Below are 15,271 nucleotides of genomic sequence, written 5' to 3'. Positions count from 1 at the left end.
TTGAATCGTTAAGCTGGCAGGACTTACAGAGGGGCTTAAATCTTACAACCATCAGGGATAGACCAACCATGTACGTATTGAAAACGCTTCCAGAGCGGGCACACAAAAGTCTCACAATCCACCGCTGGCTGACTTGGATCCCAACGGTTGTTGCCTGCCTCTGCCTGCCGGTGATGGGGTATGCAACGCCTGCGTTAGATGCAGGTTTGGATACTGATACGGTTAGTGAAGCCGTAGCCTTGCGAGATGCAGCGGTTCGAGGAACTCAGGCTTTTCATTGGGTTGAAAAGTTGACTACGGAAGTGGGACCAAGGTTGGCAGGCTCTGATGCAGAGGCAAGCGCCCGCGAGTGGGCAGTGAAGGAATTGACCGGTTTTGGATTCGATCGTGTTTGGGTCGAGTCTTTTCCGTTGCCCGGGTGGGAGCGGGGGCTTGAGACTGGCTATGTCATCTCGCCCTATCCTCAACCACTCACCCTAACTTCCCTGGGCGGTTCGGTGGCTACACCGGACGAGGGAGTGGAAGGCGATGTCGCGATCTTCACCAGCTTACAAGCCTTAGAATCAGCAGCCCCGGGTAGCCTCGAGGGAAAAATAGCGTACGTAGGACACGCTATGCGCAGTACTCAAGGCGGGTCTCACTATGGCTATTTTGGCCGTTTACGCCGAGAGGGCGCGAGTATTGCTGCCAGCAAAGGTGCAATAGCCCTTTTGATCCGTTCCATTGGTACGGACAGCCATCGCATGCCGCATACCGGTTCTATGCGTTACGACTCAGATCAACCTAAGATAGCTGCGGCTGCACTGTCTAATCCCGATGCGGATCAGTTAGAGCGCATCGCCGCTCGAGGAAAGATGCCCCGCGTAAGACTGTTGTTAACGCCGCGGTTTTTGGGCGAGGTCATGTCGGGAAATGTCATCGCTGATATTCGTGGTGCGGTGTCTCCGGAGGAGGTTGTGATCATAGGGGGGCACCTCGACTCTTGGGATCTTGGTACTGGCGCTATCGATGATGGTGCGGGAGTGGGAATAACTATGGAGGTGGCTCGCCAGCTGCTTACTTTGGAGAAGCGTCCTCGGCGCACTATTAGACTCATTTTATGGGGTGCCGAGGAGGTGGGGCTTTTGGGTGGAAAAGCCTATCTCAAGTCGCGAAGCAAGGAACTTCGGAAACACGTGATTGGTACAGAAAGCGATTTTGGCGCGGGTAGAATTTGGCAGGTGACTAGCCGAGTTAACGATCAGGCTCAGCCGATTGTTGATTTGATTAGTCATTTGGTGGAGCCCTTAGGGATAGCACCTGGGCCTGTGGGAGTGGCGAGTTCTGGCCCGGATTTAACGCCAATGGTGTCAGCTGGTATGCCAGCCTTCCGCTTTGTTCAGGATGGGCGTGATTATTTCGACCTGCACCACACCCCCGATGACACCTTAGACAAGATCTCTGCCAAGGACCTCGATCAGAGTGTTGCAGCCTATCTGGTGTTCACTTGGTTGGCAGCCAACACCAAAATCAATGACTGGGGTTGGTTGTCTAGTGACCGATTGCACTGAGCAATAGCTCGTGGGGCACTGGGGTCGATGACGATTCAAAGGGGGTAATTACCTTAGGTCCGATTGTATTACGTGTCGGCGCTCGGCCAAAATTTCCTGTTGCTTTATGTTCTCATAGCGGACGATTTGTTTTGCAATGGTCTTTCGCTGATTACTACGATAATTTTGAGTTGTGTGTGACGTTAGCTGAAATCAATAACGTTACTTAGACGGTTAAAACAGCAACGAGGAACGCCGCTCTAGCCTAATAGGGTCTTATCAACTGCTACCCATACTTGCCTTCGTAGAACGCTAGCTTGGGAAGACCGCGGCGGTGAGCCTGCACCGCCGTTGTCAGTGTTAAAGGTTACTTGCTCCAGGGTCGTCCCTGACAGGTGGCTCGATTTTTACAACTTTCCGTGCAGCCTCTGCAGGGCAAAGTTTCTGTCGGAGGGGTTGGATTCGCCATCATTTGTTCTCCTGAAAATGCATGCCTGCTGCGGTGGCAGTTGGTTAGCGTCCCGCCGTGCCACTGGCCATCAAGGGCGCTAAAATGGGTACGATAATTTCATTTCGGCGCATAAAGGGAAGCGTCCACGGTGGGTTGTATTGATTCAACGTAGGACGCCCATTGGTCTCTATTTTTTGGGAGTCTAAAAACGCCGTCAACAATGTCCAATGCTCGTCAACTCGACTATCTGTGGCCCGACCGCTGAACCGAATAACGGCGGCGTGATAGGCTGGCTCTTCTCTAAATTTAACCCGCGCGTCATCGGGCGCTGGTAGCTCATTCATTGCGTATTCGGCAGGTAGAACAAAGGCCATCTCGCGACTATCTGCTCCCGGCATTGTGCTTTGCACCGGCGCTGTCATGGCAATTTCCTGTTCAGCGGCGTTGCCTCCAAAAATGTATCCCGCGAGCACACGAAAACCTGAATTTTCGCCGCCAGCCATTTCGGTCATGGCGAGTATTCTGGGCTCGTAATGGCGGATCTCTACTGCGGGGTCTGGCCAAGACTCGACGAGGCGATAGGCGGGTTCTTCGATAGCGCTAGCGGCCAATGGCATGAAGCCTAGGCAGGTTAAAAGCATAACCGGTACGTATTTGATGAAGTTCATATAAAAGCCCAGCCTTTGTGTCTGTGGTGGTATTACGCGCACCCCGGAGGTTGGATCAGTAACGGTAATGGCATCGTTTTGTCCGCTGCTTTACCTTTACAATGCGCGCTGGCAATAAAATTGGATTCGAGCTACATGACAAGACATTTTCGAAAGGCAATGTTGCTGGCGACACTCGTTGGAGTTTTGACCACAGCTTGCGAATCTGATGATCGGATGAAAGAGGACACTATGCCGTCGTTACCCAAATCCACGCAGTTAGAGCCACCCGCCACAAAAATTGAAAACGTGGTGGACAATCACTGGGGGATTCAAGTTGAAGACCCTTATCGATGGCTTGAAGATCAAGACAGTCAGGAAGTGTTGCAATGGTTTACGCAGCAAGGTGCGTTCACCGAGCAGGTGCTGAGCGCTTTGCCTAGGCGAGAACAGCTATTGCAGCGACTTACTGAGCTCGATCAAGGAGCGCCCTATACGACCTACGGTGTTCGGCAACTGGCAAAAGGGGATGTCTTTTTCCTGCGACGCAACGCTGGGGAGAGCCTTGCTAAGCTTTACCAAAAGTCTGAAGGTGCGGTTGAGGCGCGGTTGCTGGTCGACCCCGATGCGCTGGCTGTAGATGACGAATCTCATGTTTCAATAGAGGGTTACATGCCGTCTTGGGATGGGCGGTTCTTAGTTTACGGCGTTGCTCAAGGCGGCTCTGAAGAAACAACTTACAGTGTGATTGATTTGACGTCGGGAACGACCTTGCCCGATACCCTGACTAATATCGAAACCGCATACAATCGTCCACAGTGGTCGCTTGATGGCAAAGGATTTTATTACTCTCGCCGCCGAGAGTTACCTGTTGATGCGCCTGACACCGAGATCTATAAACGCACAGAAGTGCGTTATCACGTTGTAGGGAGCGATGCAGGAGAAGACGTTGTCGTGGCCGCTTTTGAGGTTTCAGATCGGTTGCCGCTGTTGGAAACCGATTTCCCAAGCCTAGTCGTCACGCCGGGCTCGGATTTCGCTGTGCTCAAGGTGAAGCATGGTGACAATAATGAGATTTCAATTTTTAGCGCACCCGTTGAGACCTTGCTGACAGGGGCTGTGCCATGGGTGCAAATTACGCAGGAGTCTGATTTGGTCACAGACTTTGCCGTGGTTGAGGATAGTATTTATCTCATTACGGCTAAGGATGCACCACGTTTTAAGCTCGTGAGAACAACCCTATCTTCGCCTAACTTTGCTGATGCTAGAGAGGTAATTGCCGCCGGTGATTTGGTGATTGAAGGCATTGCTGCTGCAGCCGACGCTATTTACTTGAGTGCAAAACAGGATGGGGTGAATAAAGTGTTGCGCTTGTCCGATGAGGGCAGCGTTAAACCGCTGAAAACACCTCGTGATGGGGCGGCCTACATTTCGTCGGTGTCACCACTGGTGGCAGGCGTGCTGGTCTATGAGTCAACATGGATTCAAGGGGGCGTTCGCTACGCCTATGACCCCCTTGAGGATAACTTTAGCGACACGGGTATGGTCCCCAAGGGTAAGTTTGATGAACTTGATGGGTATATTGCCGAGGAGGTTTTGGTGACCTCCCATGATGGGGTCAAAGTACCGGTATCCATTTTACGTCGAGCAGACCTCGTTCTGGATGGCACTAATCCAACGATCGTCTATGGTTATGGCAGTTATGGCATAAGCCAGGATGTATCGTTTTCTCCCATTCGCTTGGGGTGGATTGAGCAAGGCGGAATTTTTGCAATTGCCCATGTTCGTGGTGGCGGAGAATATGGACAAGCTTGGCATTATGCGGGCCGCATGCAGAACAAACCCAACACCTGGAAAGACCTCATTGCCGCTGCTGAGTACCTGGTTGATAACGGCTATTCCGGAGTAAATCACATGGCCCCTATGGGTGGCAGTGCTGGCGGAATTTTGGCGGGTAGGTCTGTGACCGAACGCCCAGATCTTTTCGGTGCGGTTGTAATGCAGGTGGGTATGCTTGATGCGATACGAGCTGAAACCACAACCAACGGGGTGCCCAACATCAAAGAGTTTGGCAGCGTCACCGACGCCAAGGGCTTCGAGGGCTTACTGGCCATGAGTGCGTATCACCACGTGGAAGACGGGGTGCAATATCCAGCGGCGTTGCTAACCCATGGCTTTAATGACCCCAGAGTTAACCCCTGGATGTCTGGCAAAATGGCTGCGCGCCTGCAGGCCGTGGCCCAAAACAACACGCCGGCGTTGCTGCGAGTTGATTTCGATGCGGGACACGGTATTGGCTCTACCCGCGAGCAGGTGCTGGCCCAATACGCAGACATCTATAGTTTCTTGTTGTGGCAATTGGGGCGTCCCAATGCCGCGAGTGGGAGTTAATACCCGATACCTTGAGTGGGCGTTCGATTCCTTTGCCCCAGTCGAAAAGCATAGGGCCCGCTGGATTCAATGGCGGCACGGTCAGGGTAGGGCGCGCACCACTACGGCACAGACTGAGGGGCTCGGTGTAGAGCTTGAAGGTATGGTGTCGTAGTGAGGACCTGACTAAGTCCTGGCAACACCAACACTCAAGCAAGGTGTTCCGCGGCGCTAGACGCTTGCTGCATATACCTCTGAAAAAACGCGATCAAAGATATTTAGGTCTTCTAGTTTTCCCATGCTAATCCGAATATGGGTTGGATAACCGGGATAGCCGCCGCGAATTAATACATTACGACTCGCCATTCGCGCGACAAAGTCGGTCGATTCTATGCCTATATCGGCGAACACAAAATTGGTATGAGAGGGCACAGGCGTCACGCCAGCCCGTTGCAAGGTCGCATAAACCATGGCGCGTCCTTCGAGTATTTTTTGTCTCGAAAAGGCGATAAATTCTTCGTCCAGATAACTGTGGTACGCGGCTGTGAGACCAATGCCATTGGGCCATGCCATAAGGGTGCTGTTTACCCTAGTGATGGTTTCGGGTTGACCAAGCGCATAACCCACCCGCATGCCTGCCATGCCAAATATTTTTGAGAAGGTACGAGTGATCAGCACATTCTGCTCGTGTCGCACCAGATCCACCATGCTCTGATCAACGGGGCTGTCGGTAAGCTCATTATAGGCTTCGTCAACAATCACCAGCGCTCTATTGCCAACTTTCCGGCAAAAGCTTCGCAAGGCCGCTGAGTCAATTGGTATTCCCGTAGGGTTGTTTGGGTTTGCCAAATAAATCAGAGATGTTGTGTCGTCGACCTGCGCACTCATGGCGTCTAGGTCTACTTGCATGTCGTTCCTTAGTGGCACGGTGACAACTTCAAAGCCTAGCTGCCTCGCGTAACCTAGGTGGGCGTCGTAAGTAAGGGCGGGCACGAGGATTTTTCCTTTTTCGCCGTAGGCAAGAATAGCCGCTTGAAGTGCTTCATTTGAACCGGAAGACACCAGGAGATGCTCAGGCGTTAGATTGTGCCTTTGTGCGATGGCCTTTTTGAGGTTATCAAGTATCGGAAAGTCGGTGGGTGAGTCGGGATAATAAGCCGAGAGAGCCACCACTTCGTTGACGGCAGCTATCGCTTTCGGACTTGGGCCATAGGGGTTTTCATTGAACACCAAGCGGACTTGTCCTTTGGGCAGTACATATTGTCCGAGGCTTGGCCCGCTAAAAGAAGTCAGCAGTGCTACTCCTAAACCACCTAATACCTGCCGTCGTTTCATGGCGTGTTCCTCATAGCTTCAATGAGTCCCCGATCTCCGACACGAGCTTTGGCTCGGCCATAGCCAGCATCGGAAGAAGGACTGAGCAAGCTACATAGAGGTCGTAGGTCACGTCAAGTTGGGGGGTATGTATCTTGCGTTGCAAGAATTGGTGGGGGTTAGGACGACTTCGAACTTCAGGAATACCGCTTCTCACCGGTTTCAATAGTATTTCTAATGGCTGGAGCGGGTGCCCAACGCCCACAAGGCTCGAGAATTTTATGCGCGCGAATAGCTCAATCTGGCAACTTACTAAACGCCGGGGCGTCTCTCCGGCAATGCTGCAACAACATTAAGTCATTGGAGCTGGAGCAGCGTCATTTTGGTTTTAACCAATCAGGCTGGACATTGACTCCTGAAACGCGGCAAGCGTTCTTCGCCTCGGAGCAGGGTAAGTACATTTACGCCTCAAAAATGCCCCGCCTGTTGTGCGTGCGCTCAATGGGGTGTAATTTTTGAACTAGAAGGTAGGCTTTGCTCTACATATTTAGAGGTGGCAGACAACGCGCTCACTAGCTCGAAGCGAGGTTTGAGGATTGCACAGGTGTTAAATGCTAACTAAAAGAGTCGTCATAATAACAACGATATCAGTTCTGGTGAGTCTGGTATTGACCCAAGCATTCGTCACGTTCCTGCTGGATGGGGTAGGGGGGAGACTACCCCTAGTGCCCGGACTAATAATTCCGCTCATCATTGCACCAATAGCAACCATTTGGGTGCAAAAAATAAACGACCGAGCCGCGGCGCTAGAGCAAGAAAAATTGGAACACGCATCTAAGTTAGCCCTTTTGGGCGAAATGACGGCGAGTATTGTGCATGAGATTAACCAACCACTCTCAGCGGTTAAACTCGTGGCGCAAGGATTGCAACGCCGGTCCCCGGCGGATGCCGAGCGCACACTTGAGCAGCTACCTGCCAAGCTCGATAAGATTGTCAGGCAAATAGACCGTGTTACAGAAATCTGCGCGCTTATCAGGAAGTCATCACGCGTCGATAGCGAATCAAATCTGTCCGCCAGCGTAGAAACGGTTATTCACGATAGCTTCGAATTAATAGGGCCTCAATTGAAGGCAGCGAACATTGAATTCAGCGCTATGATTGAAGACGCGCTGCCGACTGCAGCGATCCACCCAGGAAAGCTCGAGCAGGTGATGCTCAATTTGACAACAAATGCTAGGGACGCGCTGTTAGGCTCTAGCCAGCCGTCATTATGGATAAAAGTTGAAGCTTACTATGATGGCTCGATCGTCATAAAATTTGAGGATAGTGCAGGAGGCATCCCGCCACAGGCTCTCGTAAAAATCTTTGATTCCTTCTTCACAACGAAACCAGCGGGTGAAGGAACAGGCATAGGTCTTTCACTTTCGAAAAACTTTATTGAGACTGCGGGAGGGACCATCGACGTGTGCAATACGAGCGCGGGTGCTCTATTTACGATTCGCATCCCTGCGAACGCACAGACTTAACAAGGAGCCCAGAATCTCTCGGAACGGTTATAGCGCGAGCTCTTAACCCCGGGCGTTTCTGGGCCTTGACGTTCATTAGCAGGTTCACACTTTGTGTTGCCTCGGTACGCTGCGCTTCTAAAAGGTGTGGTTAAGGCACACCCTAATGAGTTGGCTACATTACCAGCCTGCAGGGTATCGCCCCTCGAGGCTGCAGGTTTTACCTTAGCTTGTGCGCCGCGGGCTTTGCTCGTAAGTGGGCGCCTATGGTATTGGGAATAGCGCTTGCCGAATCGGAACAGTGTTCTTGTACATTGCGACTCGAGCTACATCTTTTCGGGGGCTATGATCTAATACATCGGTACTCTAGTATGGAAACCAAAAAGTGGGTGTACTGTGATGAAAACTCTAACTCACGCGTTGTGCCTGATCGCGATCTTGTTACAGGTGGGAATTGCGCAGGCCGAACTTGCCAACATTACGGGCGAGGAAGACGAGCCAATTGTTGAAACATGCTCTGAGCCCAAAGGCACGCTTGCTATTGCGGAACCACAAACGCGGGTGTTGATGGCACTAACCCAATACTCTTTGCCCGCCCCAACAGGATTGCTTCGACAGTTTGTTCAAGCATCAAATTGTTTTCAGGTGGTCGAGCGCGGTGTTGCGATGCAGAATATTCAGCAGGAGCGGGTCCTTGCGGAATCCGGCTTGCTGCAAAACAACTCGAACATGGGCGGTGGACAATTAGTTACTGCTGATTTCGTTGTGACACCTGATGTGTTGTTTAAAGATAGCAATGCTGGCGGAGCGGCTGTTGGGGCTGCCGTGGGCTCGCTGTTTGGTGGTCTTGGCTCTTTAGTTGGTGCTATGGCCGGCGGTGTGAAATTTCAGGAGGCGCAGACGACGCTTACCCTTGTCGACGTACGCTCTAGCTTGCAGGTGGCCTCGGGCACAGGCACTTACAAAAAAACTGACTGGGCGTTTGGTGGGCTTCTTGGCGCGGTAGGCGGTGGGGCCTATACAAGCACCGATGAGGGTAAGCTCGTTGCCGGTGCGCTTTTGGACAACTACAACACAATAGTGAAGAGCATCCGGGTTAACCCGTCACTGTTGGCTCCAACGTCGTCGATTGGGCAGGAAAATGCCAGCGCATCATTAAAAGCTACGGTTTTTAGTGCCGGTGATGTGCTGAGGCCCAAAATCAACAATTTGAAAGTCTATAAAGGGCCGGACAAAACCTCTGACAGTACCGAGACTATCAACAAAGTAGACGAAGTAGTTTACCTAGGAGAGTCGAGTAACGGCTTCCTATACGTGCAGGGTGCGGATATCGAGGGTTGGGTTCAAGGCATGATGCTCAGGTAATCTTGACAGAGATGCCAAAATCGCGGGGGTTGAGAAGGGCAAGTCGGTAAAAATGGCGGTGGACGTAGGATTCGAACCTACGGAGGGGATAAACCGTCAGCGCTTTTCAAGTCTGTATTGCCCATCGGTGGGACTAATTATTAGTCCTGGAAGTTTTTTTTTAGTTTGAGGCATGGGTAATCCGTTTCCTGGCCGCCTAGCCCCACGGTGGCCTGACGGGGCTATTCGATGGCCGCTTAACATATGCAAACCATTTCAGCCTTAATCCCAATCTACACACTTATGAGCCGAGCTCTGGCGAGGATAAAAATTCTTGCTGGCCCATACCTGTGGATTTTCAGCGACCAAGATTTTTGCCGCGTCTAGGAGGTGGATATTGCGCTTGAATCAGCGATCCATACCAAGCCAGTTAACGCTCCAGAGCTTGCTTCCACGCTGGCAGATAACATCTCCTAAGCGCGCGCCGTTTTCGTCGATTAGGGCCGTTTAGAGGCTTTGGCGCAAAAAGTATGTTGTTCTAAAAATGCCGCACCTAACAAATTGTTTTTCTCTTGGAAAAAAACTGCGACTCTCACTTTTACTCAAGCCCATACTGAATTTTGGTGTATTTCAGTGTGTCGGTGTAGTGCCATTGGGTAGGGGGCTCAACGTTGGAGAGCTAAGCATCCCTTGAGCGTACGAACTTAAATCCCACTTTGGCCAGTAATTGCTGGACTCTTCAGAGGGAAGGGTGTATCTGATAGGTACAGATTACTTAGACAAAACATGGACTGCCTTAATTTAGCAATAAATGGTGCATTCAATATTGAGGGCTCAGCATGAGCGATAAAAATAAAAAAGAAAGCAAAACAGAGAGTAGGCGCCAATTTGTAACGGGCGCAGCAGCGGGCACGTTAGCAGCAGCGGCGCTGATGAGTAGCAACGCAAGTGCACTTCAAGGTGTTAAGCGGGCTCCGTTTGGCACGAAAGTACATGAAATGTTGGACTCAGACAGCGCAAAAAAATTGACGGCTGATGCTAGAAAACTTTCCAAAGGACAGCTGCTAGAAATTCGCCAGTATCATAGGCACAGCGTTGGCTCCGCGCCGAAAGTGAGTATTAACGACATAAAGTCGATTGAAGACGCCTTTGATTCTCATGCGTTGCGCGACGCTGCTAGCCAAGGCTTCAAGGTTGCAGGAGTGACTGCAGGAATGGGTATCTCTGCTGCCGCTGCTGGCAACGTAACTGCTTGCTGCTGTTGCTGCCCATGCTGTTCTACCGCGGCTGCTGTTACGTCCCCAGACGCAACTAAATGACCAGATCTGCCCGCACTCTTGGCATCGCAAAGAGGGCGGGTTCTTAGCGTTGTACTGAAAAACTGACTGCTACTAACCGTGGCGAGGAGTGCATCATGAGTGGGAAGAAGGAGAGCGACGTTTCCGATCGACGAAAATTTATGACTGGAGCAGCGGCAGGAACTGTAGCTGCCGCCGCTTTAATGGCGGGTAAGGCAAATGCGCTAGAGGGGGTAAAGCGAGCACCCTTTGGTACCAAAGTACACGAAATGTTAGATGCTGAGAGTGCGAAGAAGTTAACCTCGGACGCGCGTGCTCTTTCAAAGGGGCAGCTTTTGGAGATTCGTCAGTACCATCGCCATAGTAAAGGCACTGCTCCGAAAGTAAGCATCAATGATATTAAGTCGATTGAAGACGCTTTCGATGCGCATGCATTACGGGATGCCGCAAATCAGGGCTTTAAGGTGGCTGGAGTCACTGCCGGCATGGGCATTACGGCCGCGACAGCGGGTAACGTAGAGGCTTGCTGCTGCTGCTGTCCTTGCTGCTCGACGGCAGCTGCTGTGACCCGTTCGGATAGAACTGTTTGATAGGGTCTGGCATAACTTAAAAAACGGAGTTTCTAATGTCGGACGCAATCAAAACTGTGTCTTATACGCGTGGAAGTATAGCATCCTTAACTGTATTTGGGGTGGGATTTGGACTGAAGTCGCTGGGAGTAGATGAGTTTTGGTGTTTGCTCGCAGCGATGAGTCTCCTCGGCGCTTGGGTGGTTGGGTTTGGTGCCGCGGCGTTCGTCGAAAACAAGCCCTGACCAAGTTAACTTAGTCTATTCACTACTCCTTACATACGGTCCCAGACCACACTCAAGGCTTTGAAAAGTTTTATGTTTGCGACGGCCGACAAAATGGCTGATAGTAAGCCTGTGGTTGTAGAGATAATCTTAGTGCTGTTCGCTTCGCTCACGAAGCACCAATCCTGGGAGGGTTTTCTTGCGAGTTTTGCTGGTCTATCCGAACTCTGATTCAGAGATTATCGGGTACGGAGACCTAGGCGCTATTGCAGAGCCTCTTGCTCTTGCTTATTTGGCTGCCGCAGCCGGCGAGGTGGGCTGCGAAACAAAGCTTTTAGATTTGAGGTTTGAGCCGCTTGCATTAAAAGAAGAGCTCGAGACCTTCAAGCCTAATCTAGTCGCTGTCACCGGTTACTCTATGCATGTCCACCGCATGCTAGAAATTTGTGCTGAGGTTAAATGTTTACTTCCAACATCCAGCACAGTGGTGGGCGGGCATCATGCAACCCTAATGCCCATAGACTTTCATGACGAAAACATAGATTTCATCGTAGAGGGGGAGGGTTGTGCCCCCTTTAAGGCGGTCATTGCCTCCGTTAAAAATCAGCGGGACGAGATTGTGACTGACGGCGGGCAGTTGCAAGGCGTATGGAGTAGAACTCGTTCAGGTCAGTTTGGTTTTGGCGGTAAGCAACCTGAAATCGAACTGGATACTTTGCCGTGTCCAAATCGAATGCTTAATACACACCAACGTGCCCGTTATTTTATTGATTGGATGAAGCCCATTGCGCTGGTGCGAACGACGGTGGGTTGTCCTTATCGCTGTACCTTTTGCTCTTTATGGAAAATCATGGATGGCAAGTATTATCGGCGTGACTTAGAGCAAACGGCGAAAGAAATCGCGGCCGTGGAAGAACCCTTTATTTTTCTTGTAGACGATGAGCCTTTTGTAAACCCAAGAAGGATGCGAGCACTCGCAGAGTTGCTTATTGCGAAAAATGTTGAGAAGGAGTATTTCGCTTACTGCCGTGTGGATACTTTGCTACGCAATCGTGAAATGCTTGAACTATGGGTAAAGGCAGGTTTACGCCGAGTATTTCTTGGTATCGAGGGTGTTACTGCGAAAGAGATGAAGACCTACGAGAAGCGGCTGAGCATTAGACAGGTTGAACAGGCATTAGCTGCAGCTAGAGAAATGGGGTTGAAAGTTTTTGCCAGTTTCATTGTAAATCCATCATACGAAGAAAAAGATTTTGAAACGTTGAAGCGGTTCATTGATCGCAATGAAGTGGATTACCCGTCATTTACTATTTGGACTCCTCTACCAGGCACCGATGACTTCGAAAGTTCGTACGAATCTATAACCAAGTGGCAAACAGAAGGGCCTCATAAAGGCCGACCTGACTGGCGATACTGGGATCTGCAACACCTGGTCGTAACATCCAAGCTTACGGAAAAGAAATTCATGGAAGAGTATCGCGGTCTGCGCAGCGTTTTCAGCGGCAGCTATTCGTTATACCAGCAGCGATCTAGGCTCGTTACAGGGATTGTTTAACATGACTTTGCATTTAAAAACTCAGTGTAAGCTGCGAATTACAAGGGCAATAAACAATGGTTGAGAAAATAGAGCTTTTGAGAGCATTGCCCTTCGACATTATTCCTGTGAGTGACGGTGTTTTGTTGTCACGAGGCAGTGTTAGGTTTCAGATTTCAGGGCCAGATGCTGAATTTATCGCAGGTGCGGTGGCTGATTTACTAACAGCGTCAACCGACAGGGAGGTTTTGCTCGAAGAATTTAGTGAGCCCGATCGCGCCAATGTTTCGACTGTTCTGGATCAGTTGGTAGCACGAGGCTTTGTTGTAGTGGATGATCATATGGAGGGTGCGATACCTGACGATGAATCGCCGGAAGATATTTTCTATTGGCACTTTCGGGAAACGAAGGACGGCGTTCTCGAGGGGCTGTCGGAGTGGACAGTATTTCTTATTGGCGTGAATTTCATGACCACTTACCTTATAGAAAGGCTCCAGAGACTGGGTGTTACTAACGTCGCTTTGCTAGACGACCCCAGTTTAAGGAACCACCGATTTTTCAATATGGAGGGGGCGGCAAAAATTGATCTAGGTGCTCCAATTATTCCGGCTTCGGACGAGGAGCAGTGGCTCGATCTAGTGGTCAACTCAGAAAAAGTCCTGCTTGTTGCTGGGAGTGATTATGGTGGCGCGAGGGCCTTCAGAGCTTGGAATGAACTAGCAGTCGAAAAGGAAATGATTTTTCTTCCAGTGACCATGCGCGGGTTCAGAGCAGAAATTGGGCCAGTGGTAAGACCAAATACTGGTGCTTGCTACGAGTGTTTCAGGGCTCGAGAAAATGCAAATTTGGAGTATCGAGAACTCGTTCGAGCTGGCGAGGCCATGGAAGAAGAGGGTCAGGCTCGTCTTGCAGGTTTTGTAGACCCTATGATGGCGCTGGTTTCGGGAGCTGCAGCGACTCAAATACTAAAGCTGCTGGCTGGTATCGCTCTTGTTGAACCCTCTACGGTTACTTACGTTTCAACAATGAAGCCAACGATGTCAGTTCATAATGTGCTGAGAGTTCCACGATGTCGGGTGTGCTCTCCCACTCAATGGCGTCCTGAGATCAACCTTAAGCGGGAGGAGTTTCGTGCCAAATTGGCTAGGGAGCAACAGTGACGAGCTTAAATAGATTACTAAACTGCCTGGATAGCATTGTTGATGCCCGAACTGGGATAATTACTAGCTGCTACGAACTGCCACCCGAAGCGGATGCTCCTCAATTTTTTCACTACTACGCGAGCTCCTCGGATACTAGCGCCTTTTCTGCTCAGGACAATTTTAAAAATAATGGTGGTGTCGCACAAAGCCGGCGCATGGCTATTGCAAAAGCAGTGGGCGAAGCTGTTGAGCGTTATTCTTCTGCGCTCTACGATCGCGATGAGATGCCCTTTGTATCCGCAGATGAAGCAGATTTCGCCTGTATAGATTTAAATCACTTTAAGTTTTATTCGCCTGACCAGTACGCAGACCCCAATTTCGTTTTTAACGAGCCATCGAACTCTTTGCCCATTCGTTGGACAGAAGCATTCAGCCTGACTGGGGGCAGTACCGTGCATGTGCCGGCTGCGTCAGTGTGGATGCCCTATTATTTCGTCCCGGAAAATGGCGAGCTGCCAATTATGCAGCCAATTTCAACCGGCCTCTCCTGTCATTGTTCCTACGCTGAGGCAACGCTTGGTGGTTTGTTAGAGGTTGTAGAGCGGGATTCATTCTCTTTGACATGGCAAGGAAGTTTAAGTTGGCCAATTATCCGTGCAGAATCTCTAGATAAGGACAATTACACGCTTTTAAGAGAGATAGAGAAAACGGGCTATCGAATCGAGCTGGTAAACGCAGCCACCGAGCTGGGTGTTCCAGTTATTCTTAGCATTGGTGTTGCATTGCAAAAACCCAACCCTCCCATTGTGGTTGGCGCTTCTGCTTCACTTGACCCCTCTGAGGCAATCAAAAAGTCGCTAGAGGAATTTGTGCATACCAGGCGCTACATGCGAGAGGTGCAAGATTGGGGTGAACCTTTCGAGGTGGAGCCTGACTTCACCAATATTCATCAACAAATTCATCATCTACGTTTGTGGGGAGAGTACAGCATGCTGCCCCATGCTAAGTTCCTCACGGCCTCAGAAGATGAAATTGATTTTGAGGACATCCCCAATCTGAGTAAAAACGATCCACTGAAAGATGTGGCAGAGCTGATAAATATATTGCAGCGACATGGTTTTGATCCATTGTCGATCGATTTAACTTCCCCCGACATTGCGGAGCTGGGTTTAGTGGTCACAAGATCTTTAGTGCCGGGGTTGCACCCCTTCTTCATCGGGCACGAGAACAGGGCGCGGCGCAGTCCAAGACTGTTCTCCATCCCCCAGAGATGTGGTCATTCCGCGATTGAGCCCGGCGCCGATAATCCGGTTCCCCACTTATTTCCCTGACACAGGTTTGTCC

General features: G+C 50.6%; 13 protein-coding genes. 11 read left to right on the top strand and 2 right to left on the bottom strand.

What is annotated here, in order from left to right; genetic code table 11:
- Nucleotides 1-68 precede the first annotated feature (68 nt).
- Nucleotides 69-1,550, top strand: a complete 1,482-nt coding sequence (locus ACMAY6_RS08235) for a M20/M25/M40 family metallo-hydrolase (protein WP_435210893.1) — start codon at nt 69-71, stop codon at nt 1,548-1,550.
- A 492-nt stretch (nt 1,551-2,042) separates the two neighbouring features.
- Here ACMAY6_RS08235 and ACMAY6_RS08230 read toward each other — a convergent pair whose 3' ends face one another.
- A complete protein-coding gene (locus ACMAY6_RS08230; RefSeq protein ID WP_435210891.1) occupies nt 2,043-2,648 on the bottom strand; it encodes an SOUL family heme-binding protein in 606 nt (201 codons plus the stop codon).
- 135 nt (nt 2,649-2,783) lie between these two features.
- Between ACMAY6_RS08230 and ACMAY6_RS08225 the strand changes: the two genes are divergently transcribed.
- Nucleotides 2,784-5,018, top strand: coding sequence for a prolyl oligopeptidase family serine peptidase (locus ACMAY6_RS08225; protein ID WP_435210890.1), 2,235 nt, complete (start codon nt 2,784-2,786; stop codon nt 5,016-5,018).
- Nucleotides 4,999-5,172: a hypothetical protein gene (locus tag ACMAY6_RS08220; RefSeq protein ID WP_435210888.1), complete on the top strand. Its 174-nt coding sequence runs from the start codon at nt 4,999-5,001 to the stop codon at nt 5,170-5,172. The genes ACMAY6_RS08225 and ACMAY6_RS08220 overlap by 20 nt, the downstream gene beginning before the upstream one ends.
- Before the next feature lie 56 nt (nt 5,173-5,228).
- Here ACMAY6_RS08220 and ACMAY6_RS08215 read toward each other — a convergent pair whose 3' ends face one another.
- Entirely contained in the window at nt 5,229-6,332 is a 1,104-nt protein-coding gene (locus tag ACMAY6_RS08215; RefSeq protein ID WP_435210887.1) for a pyridoxal phosphate-dependent aminotransferase, read from the bottom strand.
- Nucleotides 6,333-6,922: 590 nt separating this feature from the next.
- Here ACMAY6_RS08215 and ACMAY6_RS08210 point away from each other — a divergent pair.
- The 8 genes from ACMAY6_RS08210 (at nt 6,923) to ACMAY6_RS08175 (ending at nt 15,258) form a co-directional block, all read left to right on the top strand.
- A complete protein-coding gene (locus tag ACMAY6_RS08210; RefSeq protein WP_435210886.1) occupies nt 6,923-7,837 on the top strand; it encodes a sensor histidine kinase in 915 nt (304 codons plus the stop codon).
- Between the two features lie 378 nt (nt 7,838-8,215).
- Nucleotides 8,216-9,181, top strand: coding sequence for a CsgG/HfaB family protein (locus tag ACMAY6_RS08205; RefSeq protein WP_435210885.1), 966 nt, complete (start codon nt 8,216-8,218; stop codon nt 9,179-9,181).
- 818 nt (nt 9,182-9,999) lie between these two features.
- On the top strand, nt 10,000-10,479 hold the full coding sequence (locus tag ACMAY6_RS08200) for a twin-arginine translocation signal domain-containing protein (RefSeq protein ID WP_435210883.1): 480 nt from the start codon (nt 10,000-10,002) through the stop codon (nt 10,477-10,479).
- A gap of 95 nt (nt 10,480-10,574) precedes the next feature.
- The gene (locus ACMAY6_RS08195; protein ID WP_435210881.1) at nt 10,575-11,048 is read left to right on the top strand and encodes a twin-arginine translocation signal domain-containing protein; all 474 of its coding nucleotides are present in this window, start codon (nt 10,575-10,577) and stop codon (nt 11,046-11,048) included.
- Between the two features lie 35 nt (nt 11,049-11,083).
- A complete protein-coding gene (locus tag ACMAY6_RS08190) occupies nt 11,084-11,272 on the top strand; it encodes a hypothetical protein (RefSeq protein ID WP_435210880.1) in 189 nt (62 codons plus the stop codon).
- Nucleotides 11,273-11,450: 178 nt separating this feature from the next.
- The gene (locus tag ACMAY6_RS08185) at nt 11,451-12,806 is read left to right on the top strand and encodes a B12-binding domain-containing radical SAM protein (RefSeq protein ID WP_435210878.1); all 1,356 of its coding nucleotides are present in this window, start codon (nt 11,451-11,453) and stop codon (nt 12,804-12,806) included.
- Between the two features lie 56 nt (nt 12,807-12,862).
- A complete protein-coding gene (locus tag ACMAY6_RS08180; protein WP_435210876.1) occupies nt 12,863-13,945 on the top strand; it encodes a TOMM precursor leader peptide-binding protein in 1,083 nt (360 codons plus the stop codon).
- Nucleotides 13,942-15,258: a YcaO-like family protein gene (locus ACMAY6_RS08175; RefSeq protein WP_435210874.1), complete on the top strand. Its 1,317-nt coding sequence runs from the start codon at nt 13,942-13,944 to the stop codon at nt 15,256-15,258. Before ACMAY6_RS08180 ends, ACMAY6_RS08175 begins: the two co-directional genes overlap by 4 nt.
- Nucleotides 15,259-15,271: the final 13 nt, after the last annotated feature.

Source organism: Luminiphilus sp. nBUS_16, from assembly GCF_051201645.1.
Classification (GTDB): domain Bacteria; phylum Pseudomonadota; class Gammaproteobacteria; order Pseudomonadales; family Halieaceae; genus Luminiphilus.
The sequence above is the reverse complement of the archived record's forward strand: the minus strand, read 5'-3'. Positions and strand labels throughout refer to the sequence as shown.

Bases quoted from the DNA above. Each gene is read 5' to 3' on its own strand.
- ACMAY6_RS08235 (WP_435210893.1), top strand. From the start codon at position 69: ATGTACGTATTGAAAACGCTTCCAGAGCGGGCACACAAAAGTCTCACA.
- ACMAY6_RS08230 (WP_435210891.1), bottom strand. From the start codon at position 2,648: ATGAACTTCATCAAATACGTACCGGTTATGCTTTTAACCTGCCTAGGC.
- ACMAY6_RS08225 (WP_435210890.1), top strand. From the start codon at position 2,784: ATGACAAGACATTTTCGAAAGGCAATGTTGCTGGCGACACTCGTTGGA.
- ACMAY6_RS08220 (WP_435210888.1), top strand. From the start codon at position 4,999: ATGCCGCGAGTGGGAGTTAATACCCGATACCTTGAGTGGGCGTTCGAT.
- ACMAY6_RS08215 (WP_435210887.1), bottom strand. From the start codon at position 6,332: ATGAAACGACGGCAGGTATTAGGTGGTTTAGGAGTAGCACTGCTGACT.
- ACMAY6_RS08210 (WP_435210886.1), top strand. From the start codon at position 6,923: ATGCTAACTAAAAGAGTCGTCATAATAACAACGATATCAGTTCTGGTG.
- ACMAY6_RS08205 (WP_435210885.1), top strand. From the start codon at position 8,216: ATGAAAACTCTAACTCACGCGTTGTGCCTGATCGCGATCTTGTTACAG.
- ACMAY6_RS08200 (WP_435210883.1), top strand. From the start codon at position 10,000: ATGAGCGATAAAAATAAAAAAGAAAGCAAAACAGAGAGTAGGCGCCAA.
- ACMAY6_RS08195 (WP_435210881.1), top strand. From the start codon at position 10,575: ATGAGTGGGAAGAAGGAGAGCGACGTTTCCGATCGACGAAAATTTATG.
- ACMAY6_RS08190 (WP_435210880.1), top strand. From the start codon at position 11,084: ATGTCGGACGCAATCAAAACTGTGTCTTATACGCGTGGAAGTATAGCA.
- ACMAY6_RS08180 (WP_435210876.1), top strand. From the start codon at position 12,863: ATGGTTGAGAAAATAGAGCTTTTGAGAGCATTGCCCTTCGACATTATT.